The organism is Streptomyces sp. TOM-9, from assembly GCF_056858595.1.
The window spans coordinates 6,785,796-6,808,057 of sequence record NZ_JBXEQB010000001.1 but is presented as its reverse complement, the minus strand read 5'-3'; the positions used below and the strand labels follow the sequence as shown (position 1 = coordinate 6,808,057).

Sequence of the window (22,262 nt, the reverse complement as noted above, 5' to 3'; positions counted from 1 at the left end):
TGGCTTCCGTGCCGGTGCTTGATGCTACCGAGCCCATCACGTGCCGCTGCCACGCTCTCGCCCAGCGTGATCGGCATCACCCGTTCGAGCGAATACCGGGCCCTCGGAGCGGGTATCCTCAGCCGCCGTCGCCGAGCCAGGCCGGATCGATGACGCCCTCGGCGACGATCACGGCGGGACCGGTCATCTCGACGGTGCCGTCGGGACGTTCGGTGATCACCAGGGTGCCGCCCGGCAGGTCGACGCGGTACGTCTCGGGACGGCCGGTGACGGCCGGGTCGCGGCCGTCGCGCCGGGCCGCGGCGACCATGACGGCGCAGGCCCCGGTGCCGCAGGAACGGGTCTCGCCGGAGCCTCGCTCGTGGACCCGCATGGCGACGTGGCGCTCACCCCGGTCGACGACGAACTCCACGTTCACACCGTCCGGGTAGGCCGCGGCAGGCGTGTGGGCCGGGGGGTCCAGCAGCTTGCCGGCGTCGGCGAGGTCGTCGACGAAGGCGACGGCGTGCGGGTTGCCCATGTTCACGTTGCGGGCGGGCCAGCTGCGCTCGCCGACCGCCACCTCGACCTCGCCGGCGGGAAGCGCGGCGCGGCCCATGTCGACGGTGATGTCGCCGTCCTTGTCGATGTGCACCCGGCGCACGCCGGCGCGGGTCGCCACGGCGACGTCCCCGGCACCGGTGAGACCGGCGCGCCGGAGGTAGTGGGCGAAGACCCGTACGCCGTTGCCGCACATCTCCGCGATGCTGCCGTCGCTGTTGCGGTAGTCCATGAACCACTCGGCCTCGGCGGCCATGGCGGCGGCCTCCGGGTGCTTCGCCGACCGCACGACCCGCAGCACCCCGTCGCCGCCGATCCCGGCGCGGCGGTCGCACAGGCGCGCGACGGTCCCCGCGGTCAGGTCGAGGGCCCCGTCGGGGTCGGGGATGATCACGAAGTCGTTCTCCGTGCCGTGCCCCTTGAGGAAGGGCAGGCCCTGCGGTGCTGCGCTGGTCATGCGCCGAGTCTACGGGTCAGCGCAGACGGGCGACCCGCCAGAAGGCGAGCAGCGTGAGCACCACCGTGATCGCCGCGTACAGCGCCACGAAGCGCCAGTCCGGGCGGCGGCCGGAGCCGCGGGCCGGCAGTCCCGGCCAGGTGTAGCCGACCCGGCGGGCGGCCATGATCCCCCAGCCCGCGGAGCAGCAGCCCAGCAGGAGGCCGAGCATCGCGACGACGGCACCGCCGTCGCCGGTCTCGAAGGCCAGCGGGAAGGCGAACATGAGCGAGCCGAGCACGCCGAGGGCGACGATCGGGGCGAGCTGCCACGCGCGCAGGCGCCGCTCGGGACGCAGCTCGCGGAAGGACTGCTCCTCCTCCGCGAGGGTCTGCCCGTCCAGCGGGTCCTCCAGGGGGCCGTCCACCACGAGCCGGTCGCGCGGCTCGAGCTCCTCGCCAGAGGTGCGCTCGGTGTGTTCCGGCTGCGGTCCGTTGCGAGGGCCGGCTTCCATCGCCACGCGCCCTCCCAAGAAGTCCGACACCGTAGCTCCGATGCTCGATGATGGCACGCTCGAAGAGGCGTCAAGTGCCGCTGGGGCGTCCCGATGCCATCACGTGATCAGGCTGTGACCGCCCGACCGGGCGGGGCCGAGCAGGGCGAGCGCCTGGCCGACCAGTTCCTGTCCACGGCCCGCCAGCCAGTGCACCCGGCCGTCCCGGCGGAACCACGAGTCCTGCCGGCGCGCGAAGCGCTTGGTGGCGCGGACGGTCTCGGCGCGCGCCTCCGCGTCCGTGCACTCCCCGGCCAGCGCGGCCAGCACCTGCTGGTAGCCGAGCGCCCGGGAGGCCGTGCGCCCCTCGCGCAGGCCGGCCGTCTCCAGGGCGGCCACCTCGCCGACCAGTCCGGCCTCCCACATGCGGTCGACCCGCAGCGTGATGCGTTCGTCGAGCTCCGGGCGGGGGACGTCGACGCCGATCTGGACGGTGTCGTACACCGAGTCGTGCCCGGGCAGGTTGGCCGTGAAGGGGCGGCCGGTGATCTCCACGACCTCCAGCGCGCGGACGATCCGCCGGCCGTTGCCGGGCAGGATCGCGCGGGCCGCCTCCGGGTCCACGGCGGCCAGGCGGGCGTGCATCGGGCCGGAGCCGAGCGTGTCGAGCTCGGCCTCCAGCCGGGCGCGCACCTGCGGGTCGGTGCCGGGGAACTCCAGGGCGTCGATGGCGGCGCGCACGTAGAGCCCCGAGCCGCCGACGAGCACGGGCGTGCGACCGGCGGCCAGCAGCCGGTCGATCTCGGCGCGGGCGAGGCGCTGGTACTCGGCGACGCTGGCGGCCTGGGTGACGTCCCACATGTCGAGCAGATGGTGCGGCACGCCCTGCCGCTCGTCCTCGGTGAGCTTGGCGGTGCCGATGTCCATGCCGCGGTAGAGCTGCATGGAATCCGCGTTGACCACCTCGCCGTCGAGGGCCTGGGCAAGGGCGACTCCGAGGTCGGACTTGCCGGCCGCGGTGGGGCCGACGACGGCGATCACGTGGGGGACGTCGATTCTCACGTGCACAGTTTCGCAAATTCCGGCGGCGCGGATTTACCCATGGACGAGTAAGATCTTTACGGGAAAAGGGTCATTTCCGGCAAAGGCATCCACGGGAGACGGTGACGCATGAGCTTCAAGGACACGCTGAAGGCCAAGGCCGAGCACGCCAAGGCCAGGGCAGGCGCCAAGGCCGGCGACTTCATGGAGCACCACGGCGAGTCGATCGGCTCCCGCCTGGACAAGGTCGCGCGCACGGTCGACGAGAAGACCAAGCACAAGTACAGCGGGAAGATCCACAAGGGTGTGGACAAGACGAAGGACGCCATGGAGCACCTCAAGGAGGGCGGCTCCAAGGGCACGCCCTGAGGACGTCCCGGACCCCGGGGACCGGCCGGTCTAGGACCAGGCCGCCACGAAGTAGCCGACGCCGTAGGGCGCCTGGTCGTACAGCAGCTGTCCGTGGAGCCCGGCGCCGTCCGCGGCGCCGGCCAGGACCTGCCAGGGGGCGCGGCCGGCCGCCCCCAGATCGGTGGCGAGGCGTGCGTCCAGGGCCGCCAGCGTCCCGGTGTCGGCGGCACCGAGGGCGCGCGCCACGGAGGCGTCGAAGGGCTCGGCCCGCTCGTCGAGGTAGCCGGGAGCCTTGAGCGTGCGGGACGTGGTGCCGTCGCCCATGACCAGCAGCGTCACCCGGTCGGCCAGTCCCGCCAGTCCCTGTCCCAGCTCCAGCATCCTGGCCGCCGGCGCGTGCGCGGGCACGGCGCAGGCGTGCAGGGGCGCGGCGGAGCCCGCCTGCGTCAGGAGCCAGGCCGCGAGCGTCAGCGACGGGGCCAGGGGCTCGGGGTCGCTGCCGTCGCCGAGCCGCACCGTCAGGTTGACGCCGAACGGGCGCAGCGAGCCCGTACCGCCGCCCTCCCAGACGTGCGCGGAGTCCGCGGCACCCACCACGACCAGCAGATCGGCACGCGCGGCGGCCAGCACGGCCAACGCGTCGGCGCAGGCGGCGCGCAGCGGGTCCAGTTCCGGCGCCGCGCCCGACGCGACGTCGGGCACGAGCAGCGGCGGACAGGGGCAGACGGCGGCGGCGACCAGCATGATCGGAACCCTACCGTCCGCCGTCTCAGAAGCCCTCGGGCACGCGGTCCCAGGGCTCGGCCGTGGCGGCGACCTTCGGGTCCTTGCTGTCGCGGACCAGCTCGGCGACCGTGAAACGGCAGATGTAGGTCGTGGTCACACCCTCGTTGACCTGGACGAACCCCTCCCCCGAGCGGTACAGCCAGCTGCGCCGCACGCTGAACGGCTTGCTGGGCCGGTAGGCCAGCGCCGCTTCCTCCAGCTTGCCCAGCGCCTCCTCGCGCGTGCCCTCGGCGTGGCCGAGGAGCTCGAACTCCCAGCGCCTGGCGTCACCGCTGCCCACGGTCTCCTCGGCGAAGAGCCCCCAACGAGCCATCCGTGTCCCCCCTCGTCTCCGCGGACCTCGCGGTCCCCGCTCCGTCAGTCGCAGCCGCAGCCCGGCGCGGCCGCCGCCGCTGCCGGAACGGGCGCGCCGATCGTCGGCAGGCCCAGCATGACACCCGCGGGCTTGGCCGCCGCGGCCGAGGTACGCCGCTCCCAGGCGTCGCCCGCCGCAGTGCGGCGGACGCCGAAGGCCGGGCTCTCGGCGAGCAGGTGGTGCGGCGCGGCGTAGGTGATCTCCGCCATGACCATGTCGCCGGGGCGGACGGGCTCGGCGGGCGGCGCGAAGTGCACCAGGCGGTTGTCGGGGGCGCGGCCGGACAGGCGGTGCGTGGCGTCGTCCTTGCGGCCCTCGCCCTCGGCGACCAGCACCTCCAGGACGCGGCCGACCTGCTTCTTGTTCTCGGCCCAGGAGATCTCCTCCTGCAGGGCGACCAGCCGCTCGTAGCGCTCCTGGACGACCGCCTTGGGCACCTGCCCCTCCATCTCGGCGGCGGGCGTGCCCGGGCGCTTGGAGTACTGGAAGGTGAAGGCCTGCGCGAAGCGCGCCTCGCGGACCACGTGCAGCGTCTGCGCGAAGTCCTCCTCGGTCTCGCCGGGGAAGCCCACGATGATGTCGGTGGAGATGGCGGCGTCCGGCATGGCCGCGCGCACCTTCTCGATGATGCCGAGGTAGCGGTCCTGCCGGTACGAGCGGCGCATCGCGCGCAGCACGGCGTCGGAGCCGGACTGCAGCGGCATGTGCAGCTGGTGCATCACGTTCGGGGTCTCGGCCATGGCCGCGATCACGTCGTCGGTGAAGTCGCGCGGATGGGGCGAGGTGAAGCGGACCCGCTCCAGGCCCTCGATCTTCCCGCAGGCGCGCAGCAGTTTGCTGAAGGCCTCGCGGTCGCCGATGTCGGAGCCGTAGGCGTTGACGTTCTGGCCGAGCAGGGTGACCTCGGTGACGCCCTCGGCGACCAGCGCCTCGACCTCGGCGAGGATGTCGCCGGGTCGGCGGTCCTTCTCCTTGCCGCGCAGCGCGGGGACGATGCAGAAGGTGCAGGTGTTGTTGCAGCCGACCGAGATCGACACCCACGCCGCGTAGGCCGACTCGCGCCGCGTCGGCAGCGTGGACGGGAAGGTCTCCAGCGACTCGGCGATCTCGACCTGCGCCTCTTCGGCGATCCTGGCTCGCTCCAGCAGCACGGGGAGGCTGCCGATGTTGTGGGTGCCGAAGACGACGTCGACCCACGGGGCCTTCTTGACGATCGTGTCCCGGTCCTTCTGCGCCAGGCAGCCGCCGACGGCGATCTGCATGCCCGGCCGGGCGGCCTTCTGCGGCGCCAGGCGGCCGAGGTTGCCGTACAGGCGGTTGTCGGCGTTCTCCCGGACCGCGCAGGTGTTGAAGACGACGACGTCCGCGGACACCGTGCCGTCCTCGTCCTTGGGCGCGCGGACGTAGCCGGCCGCCTCCAGGAGGCCTGCCAGCCGCTCGGAGTCGTGGACGTTCATCTGGCACCCGTAGGTGCGGATCTCGTAGCTCTTCACACCCTGCTCTTCACGCTGCACCCATCCAGGGTAAGGGCGCGCCGCGCGCGCTCGTGCCCGCGCCCGCCCCCGCGCGGACGGCTGCGGACGGCTGCGGACGGCACCGGGCGGCGCCCGCCGCATCAGGTGCCGGGTGGCTCGGCGAGGAGGCGGTGGCCGCCCGCCTCCGGGACGACGGTGCCCGCGGTGGGCGGCGGGAAGTGGGTGCCGAGCAGCAGGGTGTCCGTACCCGCGTACGCGGTGAGCAGCGCGCGGCGGGTGCGTACGGCCAGGGCCGCGTCGGAGTCGGCGGTGCTGGTGATCGCGGGGTCGGCGATCTGCACGGGGTGGTGGAAGCTGTCGCCGGTGACCACCGCGGACCGCCCGGCGCCGTGCAGCTCCACCGCGAGCTGCCCCGGGGTGTGCCCGGGCACCGCCAGGAGACGGATGCCGGGGGCCGCCTCCACGGGGGCGTCGGTGACGTCGGCCAGGTCGAGCAGTCCGGCGTCGCGGACCGGCAGCACCGAGTCGCGGAAGACCTGCCGGTGGTCGTCGTCCAGGTCCGTGCCCGCCCAGTGGTCCCATTCGGCACGGGAGACCAGGTAACGGGCGCGGGGGAAGGCGGGCACCCAGGTGCCGCCGTCGTCACGGGTGTTCCAGCCGACGTGGTCGGTGTGCAGGTGGGTGAGGATCACCAGGTCCACGGCGTGCGGCGGGAAGCCCGCCTCCGCCAGCCTCCGTGGGTAGTCGGTGGCGAGCCGGTGCCACGCGGGGTCGGACCGGGTCTTGCCGTTGCCGATCCCGGTGTCCACCAGGACGCGCAGGCCGCCGGCCGCCACGGCGAAGGTGTGGGTGGCCAGCAGGAGCGTGCCGTCGGGGGCGGTGAAGTCCGGCCGCAGCCACGGCGCTCCCGCCACCACCTGCGGGGTCGCGGCGGGCAGCAGCCGCCGTCCGGTCGCCGCGGGCAGCGTGGTCTCGTCGACGCGGTGCACGACGAGGTCGCCCACCGTCCAGCTCACCGTGCGTCCCATGCGGGGCCTCCCTTCGTACGGGGTGCGCCCTGGGACGAGTGTTCCCCGTGGGGCGGGCCGTCACGTCCGGGATCCGGACGCGGCAGGACGGCGCTGGCCGCGGCGCCGCCGGGCCTGGCACTATCGCGGGGATGGAGTTCCCCCGTATCGGCAGACGCAGGGCCGTGCAGGCCGTGCTGGCGGTGGCGGCGTCGGTCGCGCTGCTGCTGTGGTGGGTGCTGCCCTCCGACGGGCCGTCGTACCCAAAGGACCGGGTCGACTTCGCCACCGGTGTGCGCAACGGCGTGTACGACACGTACGGGAAGCGGCTCCAGCCCTACCTGCACACCGACCTGCCCGGGGTGCCGGTGCGCCTGGTGCGGTCCGAGGGGTCCGTGGACAACGTCCGGCGGGTCGCGACCGGCAAGGCCGATTTCGCGATCGCCGCGGCCGACGCCGTCGCCGACTACGACGGCCCGGGCGCGGGGCGGCTGCGTGCCTGCGCCCGGCTGTACGACGACTACATGCAGCTCGTGGTGCCCGCCGACTCGCCCGTGAGGTCGGCGAAGGACCTGCGCGGGCTGCGGGTGGGGATCGGCCAGCCCAGCTCCGGCGTGAACCTGATAGCGCAGCGGCTGCTCGAGGCGGCCGGGCTCGGGGAGCCGGGCGACGTGCGGCGCCGGACGGTCGGCATCGACCGGGCGCCGGAGATGCTGCGCCAGGGGGAGCTGGACGCGTTCTTCTGGTCGGGCGGACTGCCGACCAAGACCATCGCGAACCTGGCGGAGACCACCGACGTGAAGCTGGTGCAGCTCGGCGACCTGGTGGCCAGGCTGCACGCCGAGAGCGACGAGTCGACGTACTACCGGCAGGCGGTCATGCCGGCCGACGCGTACCCCATGGTCCAAGGCGGCCGCGCGGTGCAGACGATCGCCGTGGCCAACCTGCTGATCACCACGGACCGGACGGACACCGGGCTGGTGGACCGCCTCACCCGCACGGTGATCGACAGCCGTGACCGGATCGGTCAGGAGGTGCACGCCGCCCAGCTGATGGACCTGCGGACGGCGGTCTTCACCGACCCGTTGCGGCTGCACGCCGGCGCCGAGCGCTACTACCGGTCCGTGAAGCCCTAGGCGATCCAGCACCGGTACGGACCATTCCGCCCGACATGTGATCGTTCCCCGCCCCGGGGACGATGTTCATCCCCGTCAGAGCCCCCTAACCTGTAGCGGACCACGTACCGATGGGGGCACACGCATGAGTTCTGGGGGGATGCCGCACACCCTCGTCGACGGCCGCTACGAGCTGCGCCGGCAGTTGGGGCGCGGTGGCATGGGCGTGGTGTGGGAGGCCTACGACAACCGGCTCGGCCGTCAGGTCGCCGTCAAGGAGCTGCTGTTCCGGGGCGCGCTGGACCCGGAGACGCAGGCCCAGTGGGTGGAGCGGGCGCGCCGGGAGGCGCAGGCCATCGCCCGGATCGGGCACGAGCACGTGGTCGCCGTGCACGACGTGATCGAGGCCGACGGCCAGGTCTGGATCGTCATGGAGCAGGTCAACCCGCACTCCCTGGCGGACCAGTTGCGCGAGCAGGGCCGGATCCCGGCGCTGCAGGCGGCACGGATCGGCCTGGAGGTGCTGCGCGGGCTGCGCGCGGTGCACGCGGCCGGGGTGCTGCACCGCGACGTGAAGCCGCACAACATCCTGTTCCGCCGGGACGGGCGGGCGGTGCTCATGGACTTCGGGATCGCGACCTTCGAGGGCGCGGCCCAGGTGACGCGGGTGCACGAGACCGTCGGCACCCCGCAGTACCTGGCACCGGAGCTGGCCAACCGGCTGCCGCCCACGCCCGCCGCCGACCTGTGGTCGCTGGGCGTCACGCTCTACGAGATGGTCGAGGGCCGGGCCCCCTTCCGCGGACCGACGCCGTACGAGGTACTGGAGGCCGTCCGTACGGCCGAGGTGCCGCCGACGGCGCACGCGGGGCCGCTGCGGCCGCTGATCGACGGACTGCTGGTCAAGGAGCCGGGGGCGCGCCTGTCGGCGGAGCGCACCGAGCAGTTGCTGCAGCACGTGGCGCAGGAGACCCCGCAGTTCCCGGTCGGCGTCTACCCGGACTACGACCCGGACGCCACGCGGACGGACGGGTCCGGCGGCACCGCACAGCAGGTTCCCGACTCCGTGACCCCGCCACAGGATCCGCAGCCCCCGCGACCGCGCCCCTCCCGGCGACGCTGGTACACGCTGGCGGCGGGCGGGGTCGCGCTCGCGGTCCTGGCCGCGGCCGGCTGGTTCGTCTTCGACCGGTCGCGCGACGCCGGGCCGGACCTCTCCGATTCGCCGACCGTCCAGGCGGCCCGGGCACGCGGCTACCTGCTCGTGGGCGTCAAGGAGGACCAGCCCGGCCTGAGCGAGGCTTCTGCCACGGCCAAGGGCGGCTACGAGGGCTTCGACATCGACCTGGCCTGGGCCATCGCCCGCGAACTGGGCTTCAAGGAGGTCCGGTTCGCGGTGGTCAACACCCAGTCCCGCGAGTACCGGCTGGGCACCGGGCAGGTCGACCTGATAGTGGCCAGCTACTCGATCACGGAGGAGCGCAAGAAGCAGGTCGACTTCGCAGGCCCCTACTACCAGGCCGCGCAGGACTTCCTCGTGCGCAACGAATCTCCCGTCCACGGCACGCAGGACCTGTTCGGCCACAAGGTCTGCACGGTCACCGACTCGACGCCCGCCGAACGGCTGCGCACGCAGTACCCGTTGATAAAGACCGAGCAGCTCGCCTCGTACGGCCTGTGCGTCGACGAACTGCTCTCCGGCCGGGTCGACGCCGTGTCGACGGACGACATCATCCTGGCCGGCTACCGCGCGCAGCACAGCAAGCAACTCCGCCTGCTCGGAGCGCCGTTCGGCAGCGAGGAGTACGGCGTGGGGCTGCACAAGGACGAGCCCGCGCTGAAGCACGCCATATGCAGCGCCATCAGGGAGCAGATCTCCTCCGGTGCCTGGCGGGAGTCGTACAAGAGGCACCTCAAGCCGCTGACCCCGCAGGAGCTGGCGGATCAGCGGCCGCCGGAGTTCGAGAGCATGGAGGAGTGCCGCTGAGCCCGCGCGACCGGCCGGTCGCGCGGGCCCGCGCCTTCAGGACAGGGCGAAGGTGGTGACGACGGCGGCGTGGTCGGAGGGCCAGGCGTTGCCCGCCACGTCCGGTTCGGGACGGGGCTCCCCGGTGACCAGGGTGATGGAGTCCAGCACCCGCAGACCCCGCCCGGCGTACAGGACGTAGTCGATCCGGTCCTGCGGCTCGGGCTCGGGGGTGACGGGCGACCAGGTGGTGCCGGGCTCGCGCACGGGGTCCGGGTGGGCCTCGCGGTAGGAGTCGCGCAGTCCGGCGGCCTCGGCGGCGAGGGTGACCGGCCAGGGCACGGGTCCGTACCCGCCGTGCAGGGGCGCCGCCTCGGCGGTCCAGTCCAGGTGGGAGGGGACGTTGAAGTCGCCGACGAGGACGACCGGGGTGGTGTCGCGGGCGGCGAGGTCGCCTGCCATGTCGTGCAGGATGTCCCGGATCTGGTCCACGCGTCCCGAGGCCGCCTCGTGCTCGACGAGCACCTCGACCGGCTGCCGGTCGTGGAGGGCGTCGTAGGGGCCGTACGGGGTGTAGTTCAGGTGCGCGCTCCACAACGTGACGTCGTGGCCCTCGTCGAGCCGCACGGTGGCGCCGAGGCCGCCGTAGAACGGGCTCGCGGGCAGGCCGTGGCGGGAGACGATCGGGTAGCGGCTGATGACGCCGAGGTTGTCGCCCGCCTGGTGGTGGTCCCAGCCCAGTGCCTCGGCCAGTTCCTTGGCGGAGTGCGCCCGTGTCTCCTGCAGGCCGACGACGTCCACGTCGGCTTCCAGCAGCACGCGCAGCTGCTTGTCCCGGTGGTCGTCGACGCGGGTGCCGCCGAGCCACAGGTTCCAGCTCATGACGCGCAGCTCGCGCAGGACGGGTTCGCCCGCCGCGACGACCGGCACACGCACGGTGACGGTGGCGGAGCGGCCGTCGGCGTCCGTGGCGGTGACGGCGACCTCCGCGTCGCCGGGTGCGTCGGGGGTGCCGGTGACGGTGCCGTCGGCGGAGACCCGCGCCCAGTCGGGGCCCGCGGTCCCGGCGTACGTGACGGGGGCGCCGCGCAGGAGCCCGGCGACGGTGGCGCGGAACGGCTCGCCGACGCGGGCGCGGCGGCTGGTGAAGGCGGGTACGAGGAAGGACGGGGGCCGCGCGACCAGGGCCCGCAGCACGGAGACGTCGGCCCGTTCCAGGCTGCCGAGCACCGCGCGTCCGGCGGCGGGGGCGATGGGCGCCAGGGAGGGCACGGCCAGCACGCGGCAGCCGGCGGCCTCGGCGGAGGCGACACCGGTCGGGGTGTCCTCGACGGCCACGCACGCGCCGGGGTCCACGCCGAGGGCGTGGGCGGCGGCGAGGTAGGGGTCGGGGGCGGGCTTGGTGCGGGGGGTGTCGTCGGCGGTCAGGGAGACCGCGAAGCGCTCGCGGCCCAGCACCGCCAGCACGATGTCCACGACCTCGCGCGGGGACGCCGAGACCAGGGCGATGGGGATCTCGTGCCGGGCGAGTTCGTCCAGCAGCTCCAGCGCTCCGGGGCGGGGCACCGTGCGGGCGCGGACCCGCTCGGCGAACTCCCGGTGCAGGAGGGCGGCCAGTTCGTCGGCGCCGGCCGCCGTCCCGCTCGTGGTCGCCAGGTGGGCGGCGGTGTGCTCGACGGCGCGGCCGAGGACCTCGGCCACGTCCGCGTCGCCGAGCACGTGTCCCAGCCCGGCGGCCACCTCGGCGACCGCCTCCCACCACAGCTCCTCGGTGTCGACGAGCGTGCCGTCCATGTCGAACAGGACGGCCTGGAGCGGGTGGTGCGGTGGGTGGGTCACGGTGCTCTCTTTCCTCGGGGGTGTGGGGGGATGGGAGGTGCGATCGGGGTCAGGCGGTGCGCGCGGTGACCAGGACGGGCCGGTCGGGCAGGGAGACGGTGACGGTCGCCCCCGGCGGGAGGGCGGCGGCGTCGGAGCCGGCCACGTCGGCCTTGACGAAGGCGCCGTCGGCCAGTTGCACGGTCACCCGGGTGACGGCGCCGAGGAAGGCGGTCGCCATGACGCGCGCATCGCCGGTGGGGTCGGCGGTCAGGTGCACCGCCTCGGGACGGACGAGGACGTCCACTTCGGTGCCCGCGGGCACCTCGCCCTGGGCGGGGAGCCGCCGGCCGAGGACCTCGACGGTGCCGCCGTCGGTCAGCCGGCCCGGCAGGCGGCTGTTGGTGCCCACGAACTCGGCGACGAAGGCGGTGGCGGGGCGGTCGTACAGCTCGGCGGGGGCGGCGCACTGCTCCATCCGCCCGGCGTTCATGACGGCGACGCGGTCCGCCATGGACAGCGCCTCCTCCTGGTCGTGCGTCACGAACAGCGTCGTGATGCCGAGTTCGAGCTGGAGGCGGCGGATCTCCTCGCGCAGGTTGGTGCGCACCTTGGCGTCCAGCGCGCTCAGCGGCTCGTCCAGGAGCAGGACGCGCGGCCGCAGCGCCAGGGCGCGGGCGAGGGCCACGCGCTGCTGCTGGCCGCCGGAGAGCTGGTGGGGGTAACGGTCCCCGTGGTCCGGCAGGCCGACGAGTTCCAGCAGTTCCGCGGCGCGGGCGCGCCGTTCGGCGGCGCCGACCTTGCGCATGCGCAGCCCGAAGGCGACGTTGTCGGCGGCGCTCAGGTGCGGGAAGAGGCTGTAGGACTGGAAGACCATGCCCGCGTCGCGGCGGTGCGCGGGGATCTTGGTGATGTCCTTGCCGTCGACCAGCACCTGACCGGAGTCGGGGTGCTCGAAGCCGGCGAGCATCCGCAGCGCGGTGGTCTTCCCGCAGCCGGACGGGCCGAGCAGGGCGAGGAGTTCTCCGGGCCGGACGGTCAGGTCCAGTCCGTCGAGGGCGACGGTGGGCCCGAAGGCGCGGCGCAGCGCCCGGAACTCGACGGTGGCGCCGCCGGGCACGGTCGGCGCGGCGTCGGCCGGGGCGGGGACGGTGTCGGTCATGTCTCGGTCACTTCCGGGAGGCGGTACGTGAGGTCGGGCGGCGTCCGCCGACGGCGGCCAGGACGAGCAGCAGCACCCAGGTGACCAGCAGGCTGAGCACCGAGACGGCCACGGACAGCTGTGCCTGCGAGCCGCTGACCGTGACGATCCACACCGCGAAGGGCTGGAAGCCCAGCAGCTGGGCGACGGTGAACTCGCCGAGCACCAGGGCGAGGGTGAGGAAGGAGGCGTTGAGCAGCGCCCCGCGCAGGTTGGGCAGCACGACCCGGACCAGCGCGCGCGGCCAGTCGGCGCCGCAGGAGCGGGCGGCCTCGACCAGGGTGCGGACGTCCACCGCCCGCAGTCCGGCGTCCAGGGCCCGGTACACGAAGGGCAGCGCCATCACGACGTACGTGAGCACCAGGACGACCGGGAAGGACGGGTTCTGGATGGCCACGAAGGTCTGGAACAGCGGCGTGCTGGCCAGGTGCTCGGGGCCCCAGCGCAGCACGTTGCTCACCCCGGCGACCAGCGCGATCGGCGGCACGACCAGCGGCAGCGAGCAGATGACCTCGACCACCGGGCGCAGCCGGGGCGCGGACAGCCGCAGCGCGACCATGGCCGGCACCATCAGCAGCAGGACGACGGCGATGGTGGCGGCCGCGAGCTCCAGGGAGAGCAGCAGGCTCGAGGTGAAGCCCTCGGCGCCCAGGATCTGCCCGTACGCGTCGAAGGTGATGCCCTGGCCGGGGACGTCCACGGTGAAGATCACCGAGGCGGCCAGCGGCACCAGGAAGTAGAGGCCGGCACCGGCGAGGACGATGCCGCGCCAGGGCCGGATCCGGGTGCTCGTCAGACCAGCCATCGCGCGCTCCGTCGTTGCAGGGGCAGGTAGACCGCCATGACCAGGCCGGCGACGACGACCATGTCCAGGCTGAGGGCGAGGGCGACGTTCTCCTGCCCGACCAGGACGTTGCCGGAGATGGCGTCGGCGATCTGCAGGGTGATCAGCGGCACGGAGCTGCCGACCATCGCCGCGGCGGTGGCGTAGGCGGCGAAGGCGCTTCCGAAGAGCAGGACCAGGCCGCCGAGGAGCGAGGGCGCCAGCACGGGCAGGGCGACGTGCCGCCAGTACTGCCCGTTGGTGGCGCCGTTGTTCTGGGCCGCCTCGCGCCACTGGACGCGCAGCCCCTCCAGCGCCGGGGTCACGGTGAGCACCATGAGCGGGATGAGGAAGTAGAGGTAGACGATGACCAGGCCCCAGAAGCTGTAGAGGCTCCAGCCGTGGTCGGCGAGACCCAGGTGGCGGGTGAGGACGCCGGCGTTGCCCAGGGTCGCCACGAAGGCGAAGGCCAGCGGCACCCCGCCGAAGTTGGCGAGCACGCCGGAGGCGGTCAGCACGGCCTCACGCAGCGCGCGGAAGCGCGAGGTCACCACGGCCTGGGCGAGCAGCAGCCCGAACACCGCGCCGATGGCGGCGGAGAGCCCGCACAGCTTCACGCTGCCCCACAGGGCGGTCAGGTAGGCGCCCTGCAGGGAGGCGGTCAGGTTGGCCGTGGTGTACGAGGTGGCCCCGGTCGCGGGGTCCTTGACGGTGAAGGCGCCGTTGAGCATGGCGACCGCGGGGGCCCCGAAACTGATCGCGACGAAGACGAGCAGCGGGACCACCGCGAGCCAGCCGGCCGAGCGCCGCCGCGCCGGGGCGGTGGCCCCGGCAGCGGCGGCGACGGGCGCCGCGGTGGCGGTCATCGGGTCGGTCATCCGGAGACGGCCTTGCCCCAGCCCTGGGCCAGCACTTCCTTGGCCTTGTTCTGCTGGGCGTCGGTCGGGAAGGACGGGGTGCCGCTGACCGCGGGGAGCTTGCCGGCGGCGGTCTTGTCGAGGGTGCCGGCCGTGTCCATGGCGGGCATCAGGACGGGGCGGGCGAAGCCGGCGAGCCACAGGTTCTGGCCCTCGGCGCTGTACAGGTACTCCTGCCACAGGCGGGCGGCCGCCGGGTGCGGGGCGTCCTTGTTGATCGCCTGCGCGTAGTACTGGGCGTACTCGCCGTCGCTCGGGACGGAGACCTTCCAGTCCACGCCCTTGCTGGCGAACTCCTCGGCGTAGCCGGCGTTGAGGTAGTCCCAGTCGATGCTGATCGGGGTCTCACCCTTCTCGACGGTGGCCGGGGTGGACTCGACGGGGTTGTAGTTGCCGTTCTTCTTCAGCTTGCCGAAGAAGTCGATGCCGGGCTGGATGTCGTCGAAGGAGCCGCCGTTGGCCAGCGCCGCCGCGTAGACGCCGCCGAAGGCCGAGCCCGACTTGGTCGGGTTGCCGTTCATCGCGACCTGGCCCTTGTACTCGGGCTTGAGCAGGTCGGCGAAGGTGGTCGGGCAGTTCTTGACGCGCTTGGCGTCGCAGCCGATGGAGACGTAGCCGCCGTAGTCGTTGTACCAGCGGGCCTGGGCGTCCCTCTGGGCGGCCGGGATGTCGTCGTAGGAGGCGACCTTGTAGGGGGCGAACAGGCCCTGCTGGGCGCCGCTGATCGCGAAGGACGCGCCGAGGTCGAGGACGTCGGGGGCGCGGTCCTGGCCCTTGCGGGAGGTGACGGCGTTGATCTCGTCCTGGCTGGCGGCGTCCGGGGTCTCGTTCTGGATCTTGATGCCGTACTTCTTGGTGAAGCCGTCGATCAGCGCGCCGTAGTTCGCCCAGTCGCGGGGCAGGGCGATCGCGTTGAGCGTGCCCTCCTTCTTGGCGGCGGCGACCAGGGCGTCCATGCCGCCGAACTCCTCGGCGGAGGTCGCGGTGGCCGCGCTCTTGCCGTTCTTGCCGTCGGCGGCGGTCTGGGTGGTGGGGGCCGAGCCGCAGGCGCTGAGCGCCAGCGCGGTCACGGCGAGGCCGGCGGCGAGTACGGCCGCCTTCGGGAGGGACGCGGGCACGGAAGTCTCCTGGAGGGGAAGTCGGGTCCTGAGGGCCAGGGAGGTCGGGCGGTTCAACTTGTCCGAACAAGTTGGCCCTCAGTAGGCCGTGCGTCAATGGCCTTTCCGTAAACGGCGGGAAAACCTCGGCAAGCCTGCAGAGGGCAGTCGTCCCTTTTCAGCCAAGGACCCCGGGAGCGGCCCCGGAAGCCGGGAACCCCTGCGCGCGATCGGCGCCCGGCTCGTCTACGCTGAGCGATGTTGTGCGCAGACGGTGAATGAACGGAAGGGGGCGCGGTGGCGGCGCGGCACGAGGAGATCGCCGAGGAGCTCCGGCGGGCCATCGACGACGAGGAGTACACGGTCGGTGCCCTGCTCCCCCCGGAGACCGAACTGGCCGCCCGGTACGGCGTCTCCCGCGGCACGGTGCGCCAGGCCGTGGCCGCGCTGACCGCGGAGGGGCTGATCGGCTCCCGTCAGGGCGCCCGCCGCGTCGTGCTGGCCAGCCGGCGCAGCCAGAGCTTCGCGGAGCTGCGCAGCTTCGCCCAGTGGGCGCGGGCCATGGGCCGCGCCGCCTCGGGCACCGTGGTCCGCACCGAGACCCGGCCGGCCACCGCGGAGGACGCCACGCGCCTGCACCTGCGCACGGGCGCGGACGTGCTGTACGTGCTGCGGGTGCGCGGACTGGACGGTGAGCACGTCCTGGTGGAGCGCACGGTCTACGCCGACTGGATCGCCCCCGCGGTGCTGCGCATAGAGCCTGACTGCGAGTCGGTCACCCAGCGGCTGTACGACGACACGGGCCTGGTCTTCGCCTACGGGGAGCACCTGATCGACGCGGTCGCGGCCGGCACCCGGGACAGCGAACTGCTGGGCGTGCGGCGCGGCAGCCCGCTGCTGCGGGTGCGCCGGGTCACCACCACGCAGAAGGGCCGCCCGGTGGAGTGGTCGGACGACCGCTACCGCTCGGACGCCGTCAACTTCAGCATCCACAACTCGATCGGCTCCAACCCGCTGGCCCGCCAGGCCGGCCCCGGGCTCAGGGAGCCGTACGCGGCACCGTGAGGGTCACCACCAGTCCGTGCGGCTCGTTCGGCGCGTACGCGATGCTGCCGCCGCCCTGCGCCAGCAGCACCCGCGCGATGGAGAGGCCGAGGCCCGAGCCGTCGACGTTCTGGTGACGCGGGCTGCGCCAGAAACGGTCGCCGATGCGGGCGAGTTCGTCCTCGGTGAGACCCGGGCCGCCGTCGGCGACAGTCACGTCGATGGCGCCGGGGCGGCCGCGCAGTTCGGTGGTGACCCGCACGCGTTCACCGTCCGGGGTGAACTTCACGGCGTTGTCGATCACGGCGTCGAGGGCGCTGGACAGCGCCACCGGGTCGGCCCAGCCGGTCACGGCGGCGGCGCCCCCGTAGGAGAGCTCCACGCCGTCGCGCTCGGCGACCGGCCGCCACGCCTCCACGCGTTCGGCCGCGAGGGCGGCGATGTCGGTGAGGGCGAGGTTGGCCTCCGCGTGCTCGGCGGTGGCCAGGCCCAGCAGGTCGTCCAGGACCGAGGCGAGGCGCTTGCCCTCCTCCCGGACCGAGGCGATCTCCTCGTGCCCGTCGGGCAGTTCCAGGCCCAGCAGCTCGATCCGCAGCAGCAGCGCGGACAGCGGGTTGCGCAACTGGTGGGAGGCGTCGGCGACGAAGGCCCGCTGCTGGTCGAGGACCTCCTCGACGTTGTCGGCCATCTCGTTGAACGAGCGTGCCAGGCGCCGCAGTTCCGGCGGTCCACCGGACACCGCCACGCGGGACTTCATCCGGCCGGTGGCGATGTCGTGGGTGACCCGGTCCAGCACCCGGACCGGGCGCAGCACCCAGCCGGTGAGCCGGAAGGCGGCCATGACGGCCACGATCATGGCGGCCAGCTCACCGGCCGCGAGCAGCAGCCAGCCGCGCAGGATGCGCGAGCGCATCGCGCCGGTCGGCGAGTCGGTGAGCACGACCGCGACGACGTCGCCGTCCCGGACGACCGGGGAGGCGACCGACAGGGAGCGGTGCTGCCAGGGCCAGATCTGCTTGGGGTCGTGGCTGCGCCGCCCGGCCAGGGCCTCGCTGTACGCGGTGAAGGCCTCACCGCCGGTGGGCAGCGTCCAGCCCTTCGGGGCCGAGGCGATCGGCTCGCCGTCGCGGTCGAAGACGCCGGCCCGGATCCCGTACACGTAGTGGTACTGCAGCAGCTCCGCCCGCAACGTCTCCACCCGTTCGCCGCTGCCGTCGGTGCTGACGTACTGGGCGAGCGCGGCGAAGCGCGCGGTGTCGTCGATGCGGTCGACGACGACGCGCTGCTGCTGGGCGGCGGCCAGGCTGGCCGCCAGCGGGAAGCCGAGGGCCAGCAGCACACCGGCCATCAGCACGATGAGCAGCGGCAGCAGCCGGGTGCGCACGGAGGAACGGCCTCCTAGCCGGAGGGCACGACGAGGCGGTAGCCCACCCCGCGCACGGTCTCGATCAGGGAGGGCAGGCGCAGCTTGGACCGCAGGGACGCCACATGCACCTCAAGGGTGCGCCCGGTCCCCTCCCAACTCGTGCGCCACACCTCGCTGATGATCTGTTCCCGGCGGAAGACCACACCGGGCCGCTGCGCGAGCATCGCGAGCAGGTCGAACTCCTTGCGGGTGAGCGCGACCGGCTCGTCGCCGACGGTGACCTTGCGGGTCTCCAGCTCCACACGGACCGGGCCGAGCCCGATGACACCGCCCGCGGCCTCCGCGCCCTCCGCCTCGGGCCCGGCGGACGCCTCCTGCGCCTTGCGGCGGCAGACGGCGTGGATGCGGGCGAGCAGCTCACCGGTGTCGTACGGCTTCACCACGTAGTCGTCGGCGCCGAGGTTGAGGCCGTGGATGCGGGACCGCACGTCGGCGCGCGCGGTCACCATGATCACGGGGATGGCGGTGCGCAGCCGGATGCGGCTGCACACCTCGAAGCCGTCCTGGTCGGGCAGGCCGAGGTCGAGCAGGACCACGTCGAAGCCGGGCCCGTGGTCCGGCAGCAGCGCGTGCAGCGCCTCCTCGCCGCTGCGGGCGTGGGTGACCTGCAGCCCGTGCTTGGCCAGCACGGCCGACAGCGCGGCGGCGACCCGGTGGTCGTCCTCCACGAGCAGCAGTCTCATCCGTTCACCTCCCGCGGTCCGGCCCTTCACGCCCCCCGCAATCATGCTCCACCACCGAATACACGCCGATGTGCCACGTGCGCGTCAAGCGCAGCCCGCTCCTGCGGGGCGACTGTTACGGAGCCGGTACGCTGCACAACCGGCCGAGCTCACCCACAGTGCCGGATTTGTGCCAGCCAGTGACCGGATCGTGATGCTCAAGTTCCCCTCAGATGTGCTGACTCGGTTTGCCAAGCGTCAATAGGGTGATCGCCAAGGTCTGGTCAACCGACGAGGATGGAGCACACGCCGATGACCGAAGTGCCGGTGACCGAGGACGCCGTTCCGGCGCCCGACGACCTGGTCGTACTGAAGGACGTGAACAAGCACTTCGGCGCGCTGCACGTGCTCCAGGACATCAACCTCAGCATCGGCCGCGGCGAGGTCGTGGTCGTCATCGGCCCCTCGGGGTCGGGCAAGTCGACGCTGTGCCGGGCCGTCAACCGCCTGGAGACGATCGATTCGGGCGCGATCACGATCGACGGGAAGCCGCTGCCCCAGGAGGGCAGGGAGCTGGCCCGGCTGCGCGCCGACGTCGGCATGGTCTTCCAGTCGTTCAACCTCTTCGCGCACAAGACGGTCCTGGAGAACGTCACGCTCGGCCAGGTCAAGGTGCGCAAGGCCGGCAAGAAGGCCGCCGAGGAGCGGGCCCGCGCCCTGCTGGACCGGGTCGGCGTGGGCAGCCAGGCGGACAAGTACCCGGCGCAGCTCTCCGGGGGCCAGCAGCAGCGCGTGGCGATCGCCCGGGCGCTGGCGATGGAGCCGAAGGTCATGCTCTTCGACGAGCCGACCTCGGCGCTCGACCCGGAGATGATCAACGAGGTGCTGGAGGTCATGCAGCAGCTCGCACGCGACGGGATGACGATGGTAGTCGTCACCCATGAGATGGGCTTCGCCCGGTCCGCCGCCAACCGCGTGGTCTTCATGGCGGACGGGCGGATCGTCGAGCAGGCGACGCCCGACCAGTTCTTCAGCAATCCCCGGAGCGACCGGGCCAAGGACTTCCTTTCGAAGATCCTTCACCACTGAGAGCGACACCGACGGTTCGCCGACCTAAGGATGATCACGATGAGCTTCCGTACCACTGCCGCCGCCGCTCTGGCCGTCCTGGCGCTGACCGCCACCGCGACCGCGTGCGGCAAGGAGGGCTCGCCCTCCTCCTCCAGCACCCCTGACAAGGGCTCCAGCAGCGCGCCCGCCGCCGAACTGCCCACCTACACCGTCAAGACCGGTGTGGACCTGGCCGGCTCCAAGACCTGGGACCGGATCAAGAAGAACGGCAAGCTCGTCATCGGCGTCAAGGCCGACCAGCCGAACCTGGGCTACCAGGACCCCGGCAGCAAGAAGTACTCGGGCTTCGACATCGAGATCGCCAAGATGATCGCCGCCGACCTCGGCTTCGACGAGAGCAAGATCGAGTACAAGACGATCCAGTCGGCCAACCGCGAGACCGCCCTCTCCGGCGGCCAGGTGGACTACTACGTCGGCACGTACACCATCAACGACGAGCGCAAGAAGTCCGTCTCCTTCGCCGGCCCGTACTTCGTCGCGGGCCAGGACCTCCTGGTCAAGAAGGGCAGCGGCATCAAGAGCACGGGCGACCTCAAGGGCAAGAAGGTCTGCTCCGCGACCGGTTCGACCTCCATCCAGCGCATCAAGGAGGGCAACTACGGCGCCGAGCCCGTCGAGTACGACTCCTACTCGCTGTGCGTGCAGAACCTCGCCTCCGGCCAGGTCGACGCGGTGACCACCGACGACGCCATCCTCAAGGGCTACGCGGCCCAGGACCCGGCCAACCTCGAGGTCGTCGGCAAGCCGTTCTCCGAGGAGCCCTACGGCGTGGGCCTGCTCAAGGACGACACCGTCCTGCAGGAGGCGATCACCAACGCGCTGAAGAACCACGAGGACAACGGCGACTGGAAGAAGGCCTACGACGCCACGCTCGGCAAGTCCGGCGTGAGCGCCGAGATCCCGCAGCTCCAGTCCTGAAGCGGGCGGGACCCGGCCTGACCCGGGTCCCGTCCCCCCTCCCCGGCACAGCCCGAGCCTGATGCGCCGGCGGCCAGGAGCGGCCGTCGGCGCACCCCTTTCGGAGAATCGATGAACGTACTGCTGGACAACTTCGCGCTCTTCCGCGAGGGGTTCCTCGGCACGGTCGAGCTGACCGCGCTGAGCGGGGCGATCGCCCTGGTGCTCGGGGTGATCATGGCCGCCTTCCGGGTGTCCCCGGTGCCGCCGCTGCGCGCCTTCGGCACGGTCTGGGTGACGCTGCTGCGCAACACCCCGCTGACCCTGCTCTTCTTCATCGCGGTGCTGGTGCTGCCCCGGCTGGGGCTGAACACCTGGAGCTTCTTCCGTCTCGCCGTGCTCGCCCTGAGCTGCTACACCTCGGCGTTCATCTGCGAGGCCGTGCGCTCGGGCATCAACACCGTCCCGCTCGGGCAGGCCGAGGCCGCCCGGAGCCTGGGGATGACCTTCACCCAGACCCTGCGGCTGATCATCCTGCCGCAGGCCACCCGGACCGTGCTGCCGCCCATCGGCAGCCTGCTGATCGCGCTCACCAAGAACTCCGCGATCGCCGGTGGGTTCAGCGTCACCGAGCTGTTCAGCGTGCAGAAGGCGCTCGGTGAGAAGGGCTACAGCATCTTCGCGACCTTCGTCTGGGTGGCACTCGCCTACCTGGTCCTCACCCTCTTCATCAGCGCGGTCTTCCGACTGCTCGAGAACCGGCTGGCGGTGGCCCGATGAGCGCGAACGTCCTCTTCGACGCGCCCGGCCCCCGGGCCAGGATCCGCAACCGGGTCGTCGGCGCGGCCGCCGCCCTGGTGATCCTCGCACTGCTGTGGTTCGTCTACCGGCGGCTCGACGAGTCGGGGCAGTTCGCCTCGTACCTCTGGGAGCCCTTCCAGTACACCGACATCCAGCAGCGCATCGTCGACGGTCTGCTCGCCACGCTGAAGGCCTTCGCCCTGGCCGCGGTCTTCTCGCTGGTGCTGGGCGCGGCGCTGGCGGCGGGCCGGCTGTCGGACCACGCCCCGGTGCGGTGGGTGGCGACGGTCGTCGTGGAGTTCTTCCGCGCGATGCCGCTGCTGATCATGATCTTCGCGCTGTACGTGGGCGTCTTCACCTCGGCCCCGCTGTGGGCGCTGGTGATCGGCCTGACCCTCTACAACGGCTCGGTGCAGGCCGAGATCTTCCGGGCCGGCATCAACGCCGTACCGAAGGGCCAGCGCGAGGCCGCGTACGCGATCGGCCTGCGCAAGACGCAGGTCATGGTCTTCGTGCTGATCCCGCAGGCGGTCCGGGCGATGCTGCCCTCGATCATCAGCCAGCTGGTGGTCACCTTGAAGGACACCTCGCTCGGCTACATCATCACGTACGAGGAACTGCTCTACACCGGCAACCTCATCGCGAAGAACAGCATGGGCTTCCCCTTCATTCCGATGATCATGATCGTGGCGCCGATCTACATCCTGATGTGCCTGGCGCTCAGCGCGCTGGCCAACTGGATCGAGCGTCGCGGCCGCCGCAGCCGCAAGGGCGCGCCGCCGAAGGCGGGCGACATCAAGGCGGTGGAGGCCGCCGCGGAGTGACGGTGCGCCAGGCGCACCACCGCGCTGCAGGTGTGGTCACTTGACGCACGCACGCG

General features: G+C 72.5%; 22 protein-coding genes. 8 read left to right on the top strand and 14 right to left on the bottom strand.

What is annotated here, in order from left to right:
- Positions 1-118: 118 nt before the first annotated feature.
- The 3 genes from dapF to miaA form a co-directional block, all read right to left on the bottom strand.
- Positions 119-997, bottom strand: a complete 879-nt coding sequence (gene dapF / locus AC1VWI_RS31725) for a diaminopimelate epimerase (RefSeq protein WP_499514411.1) — start codon at positions 995-997, stop codon at positions 119-121.
- Positions 998-1,013: 16 nt separating this feature from the next.
- Entirely contained in the window at positions 1,014-1,490 is a 477-nt protein-coding gene (locus AC1VWI_RS31720; RefSeq protein ID WP_499516967.1) for a hypothetical protein, read from the bottom strand.
- Between the two features lie 99 nt (positions 1,491-1,589).
- Positions 1,590-2,531, bottom strand: a complete 942-nt coding sequence (gene miaA, locus AC1VWI_RS31715) for a tRNA (adenosine(37)-N6)-dimethylallyltransferase MiaA (protein WP_499514410.1) — start codon at positions 2,529-2,531, stop codon at positions 1,590-1,592.
- 108 nt (positions 2,532-2,639) lie between these two features.
- On the opposite strand from miaA, the gene AC1VWI_RS31710 reads away from it, so the two are divergent.
- A complete protein-coding gene (locus tag AC1VWI_RS31710) occupies positions 2,640-2,879 on the top strand; it encodes an antitoxin (RefSeq protein WP_499514409.1) in 240 nt (79 codons plus the stop codon).
- 30 nt (positions 2,880-2,909) lie between these two features.
- Here the strand turns inward: AC1VWI_RS31710 and AC1VWI_RS31705 are convergent, their stop codons facing one another.
- The 4 genes from AC1VWI_RS31705 to AC1VWI_RS31690 all read right to left on the bottom strand — a co-directional run bounded on the left by AC1VWI_RS31705 (position 2,910) and on the right by AC1VWI_RS31690 (position 6,505).
- The gene (locus tag AC1VWI_RS31705) at positions 2,910-3,605 is read right to left on the bottom strand and encodes a class III extradiol dioxygenase subunit B-like domain-containing protein (protein WP_499514408.1); all 696 of its coding nucleotides are present in this window, start codon (positions 3,603-3,605) and stop codon (positions 2,910-2,912) included.
- 25 nt (positions 3,606-3,630) lie between these two features.
- Positions 3,631-3,960, bottom strand: a complete 330-nt coding sequence (locus AC1VWI_RS31700) for a hypothetical protein (RefSeq protein ID WP_499514407.1) — start codon at positions 3,958-3,960, stop codon at positions 3,631-3,633.
- A gap of 44 nt (positions 3,961-4,004) precedes the next feature.
- Positions 4,005-5,495, bottom strand: a complete 1,491-nt coding sequence (gene miaB, locus AC1VWI_RS31695; RefSeq protein ID WP_499516966.1) for a tRNA (N6-isopentenyl adenosine(37)-C2)-methylthiotransferase MiaB — start codon at positions 5,493-5,495, stop codon at positions 4,005-4,007.
- A gap of 122 nt (positions 5,496-5,617) precedes the next feature.
- Positions 5,618-6,505 (bottom strand): MBL fold metallo-hydrolase, encoded by an 888-nt coding sequence (locus tag AC1VWI_RS31690; protein ID WP_499514406.1) that lies wholly within the window; start codon positions 6,503-6,505, stop codon positions 5,618-5,620.
- Between the two features lie 131 nt (positions 6,506-6,636).
- Here AC1VWI_RS31690 and AC1VWI_RS31685 point away from each other — a divergent pair, with 131 nt between their 5' ends.
- On the top strand, positions 6,637-7,620 hold the full coding sequence (locus tag AC1VWI_RS31685; protein WP_499514405.1) for a TAXI family TRAP transporter solute-binding subunit: 984 nt from the start codon (positions 6,637-6,639) through the stop codon (positions 7,618-7,620).
- Between the two features lie 124 nt (positions 7,621-7,744).
- Positions 7,745-9,586 carry a bifunctional serine/threonine-protein kinase/glutamate ABC transporter substrate-binding protein gene (locus tag AC1VWI_RS31680; protein WP_499514404.1) on the top strand — a complete coding sequence of 614 codons (1,842 nt, stop codon included), beginning with the start codon at positions 7,745-7,747 and terminating at the stop codon, positions 9,584-9,586.
- Between the two features lie 36 nt (positions 9,587-9,622).
- Here AC1VWI_RS31680 and AC1VWI_RS31675 read toward each other — a convergent pair whose 3' ends face one another.
- The 5 genes from AC1VWI_RS31675 to AC1VWI_RS31655 are packed head-to-tail and all read right to left on the bottom strand — an operon-like array spanning position 9,623 to position 15,442.
- Positions 9,623-11,404: an HAD-IA family hydrolase gene (locus AC1VWI_RS31675; protein ID WP_499514403.1), complete on the bottom strand. Its 1,782-nt coding sequence runs from the start codon at positions 11,402-11,404 to the stop codon at positions 9,623-9,625.
- Between the two features lie 49 nt (positions 11,405-11,453).
- A complete protein-coding gene (locus AC1VWI_RS31670; protein WP_499514402.1) occupies positions 11,454-12,545 on the bottom strand; it encodes an ABC transporter ATP-binding protein in 1,092 nt (363 codons plus the stop codon).
- Between the two features lie 7 nt (positions 12,546-12,552).
- The gene (locus AC1VWI_RS31665; protein ID WP_499514401.1) at positions 12,553-13,389 is read right to left on the bottom strand and encodes an ABC transporter permease; all 837 of its coding nucleotides are present in this window, start codon (positions 13,387-13,389) and stop codon (positions 12,553-12,555) included.
- Positions 13,377-14,285 carry an ABC transporter permease gene (locus tag AC1VWI_RS31660; protein ID WP_499514400.1) on the bottom strand — a complete coding sequence of 303 codons (909 nt, stop codon included), beginning with the start codon at positions 14,283-14,285 and terminating at the stop codon, positions 13,377-13,379. Before AC1VWI_RS31660 ends, AC1VWI_RS31665 begins: the two co-directional genes overlap by 13 nt.
- Positions 14,282-15,442: an ABC transporter substrate-binding protein gene (locus tag AC1VWI_RS31655; protein WP_499514399.1), complete on the bottom strand. Its 1,161-nt coding sequence runs from the start codon at positions 15,440-15,442 to the stop codon at positions 14,282-14,284. The genes AC1VWI_RS31660 and AC1VWI_RS31655 overlap by 4 nt, the downstream gene beginning before the upstream one ends.
- 276 nt (positions 15,443-15,718) lie before the next feature.
- Here AC1VWI_RS31655 and AC1VWI_RS31650 point away from each other — a divergent pair, with 276 nt between their 5' ends.
- The gene (locus tag AC1VWI_RS31650; protein ID WP_499514398.1) at positions 15,719-16,486 is read left to right on the top strand and encodes a GntR family transcriptional regulator; all 768 of its coding nucleotides are present in this window, start codon (positions 15,719-15,721) and stop codon (positions 16,484-16,486) included.
- On the opposite strand, the gene AC1VWI_RS31645 is transcribed toward AC1VWI_RS31650, so the two are convergent.
- Together AC1VWI_RS31645 and AC1VWI_RS31640 are read right to left on the bottom strand one after the other, a co-directional pair.
- Entirely contained in the window at positions 16,461-17,849 is a 1,389-nt protein-coding gene (locus AC1VWI_RS31645) for a sensor histidine kinase (protein ID WP_499514397.1), read from the bottom strand. The two genes, AC1VWI_RS31650 and AC1VWI_RS31645, sit on opposite strands and share 26 nt — an antisense overlap.
- 14 nt (positions 17,850-17,863) lie before the next feature.
- Positions 17,864-18,574 carry a response regulator transcription factor gene (locus AC1VWI_RS31640; protein ID WP_499514396.1) on the bottom strand — a complete coding sequence of 237 codons (711 nt, stop codon included), beginning with the start codon at positions 18,572-18,574 and terminating at the stop codon, positions 17,864-17,866.
- Positions 18,575-18,865: 291 nt separating this feature from the next.
- On the opposite strand from AC1VWI_RS31640, the gene AC1VWI_RS31635 reads away from it, so the two are divergent.
- From AC1VWI_RS31635 to AC1VWI_RS31620, 4 genes are all read left to right on the top strand, one after another.
- On the top strand, positions 18,866-19,642 hold the full coding sequence (locus tag AC1VWI_RS31635) for an amino acid ABC transporter ATP-binding protein (RefSeq protein WP_499514395.1): 777 nt from the start codon (positions 18,866-18,868) through the stop codon (positions 19,640-19,642).
- Positions 19,643-19,681: 39 nt separating this feature from the next.
- Positions 19,682-20,602, top strand: coding sequence for a glutamate ABC transporter substrate-binding protein (locus AC1VWI_RS31630; protein ID WP_499514394.1), 921 nt, complete (start codon positions 19,682-19,684; stop codon positions 20,600-20,602).
- A 111-nt stretch (positions 20,603-20,713) separates the two neighbouring features.
- A complete protein-coding gene (locus AC1VWI_RS31625) occupies positions 20,714-21,361 on the top strand; it encodes an amino acid ABC transporter permease (RefSeq protein WP_499514393.1) in 648 nt (215 codons plus the stop codon).
- A complete protein-coding gene (locus AC1VWI_RS31620; protein WP_499514392.1) occupies positions 21,358-22,206 on the top strand; it encodes an amino acid ABC transporter permease in 849 nt (282 codons plus the stop codon). Before AC1VWI_RS31625 ends, AC1VWI_RS31620 begins: the two co-directional genes overlap by 4 nt.
- The last annotated feature ends 56 nt before the right edge of the window (positions 22,207-22,262 follow it).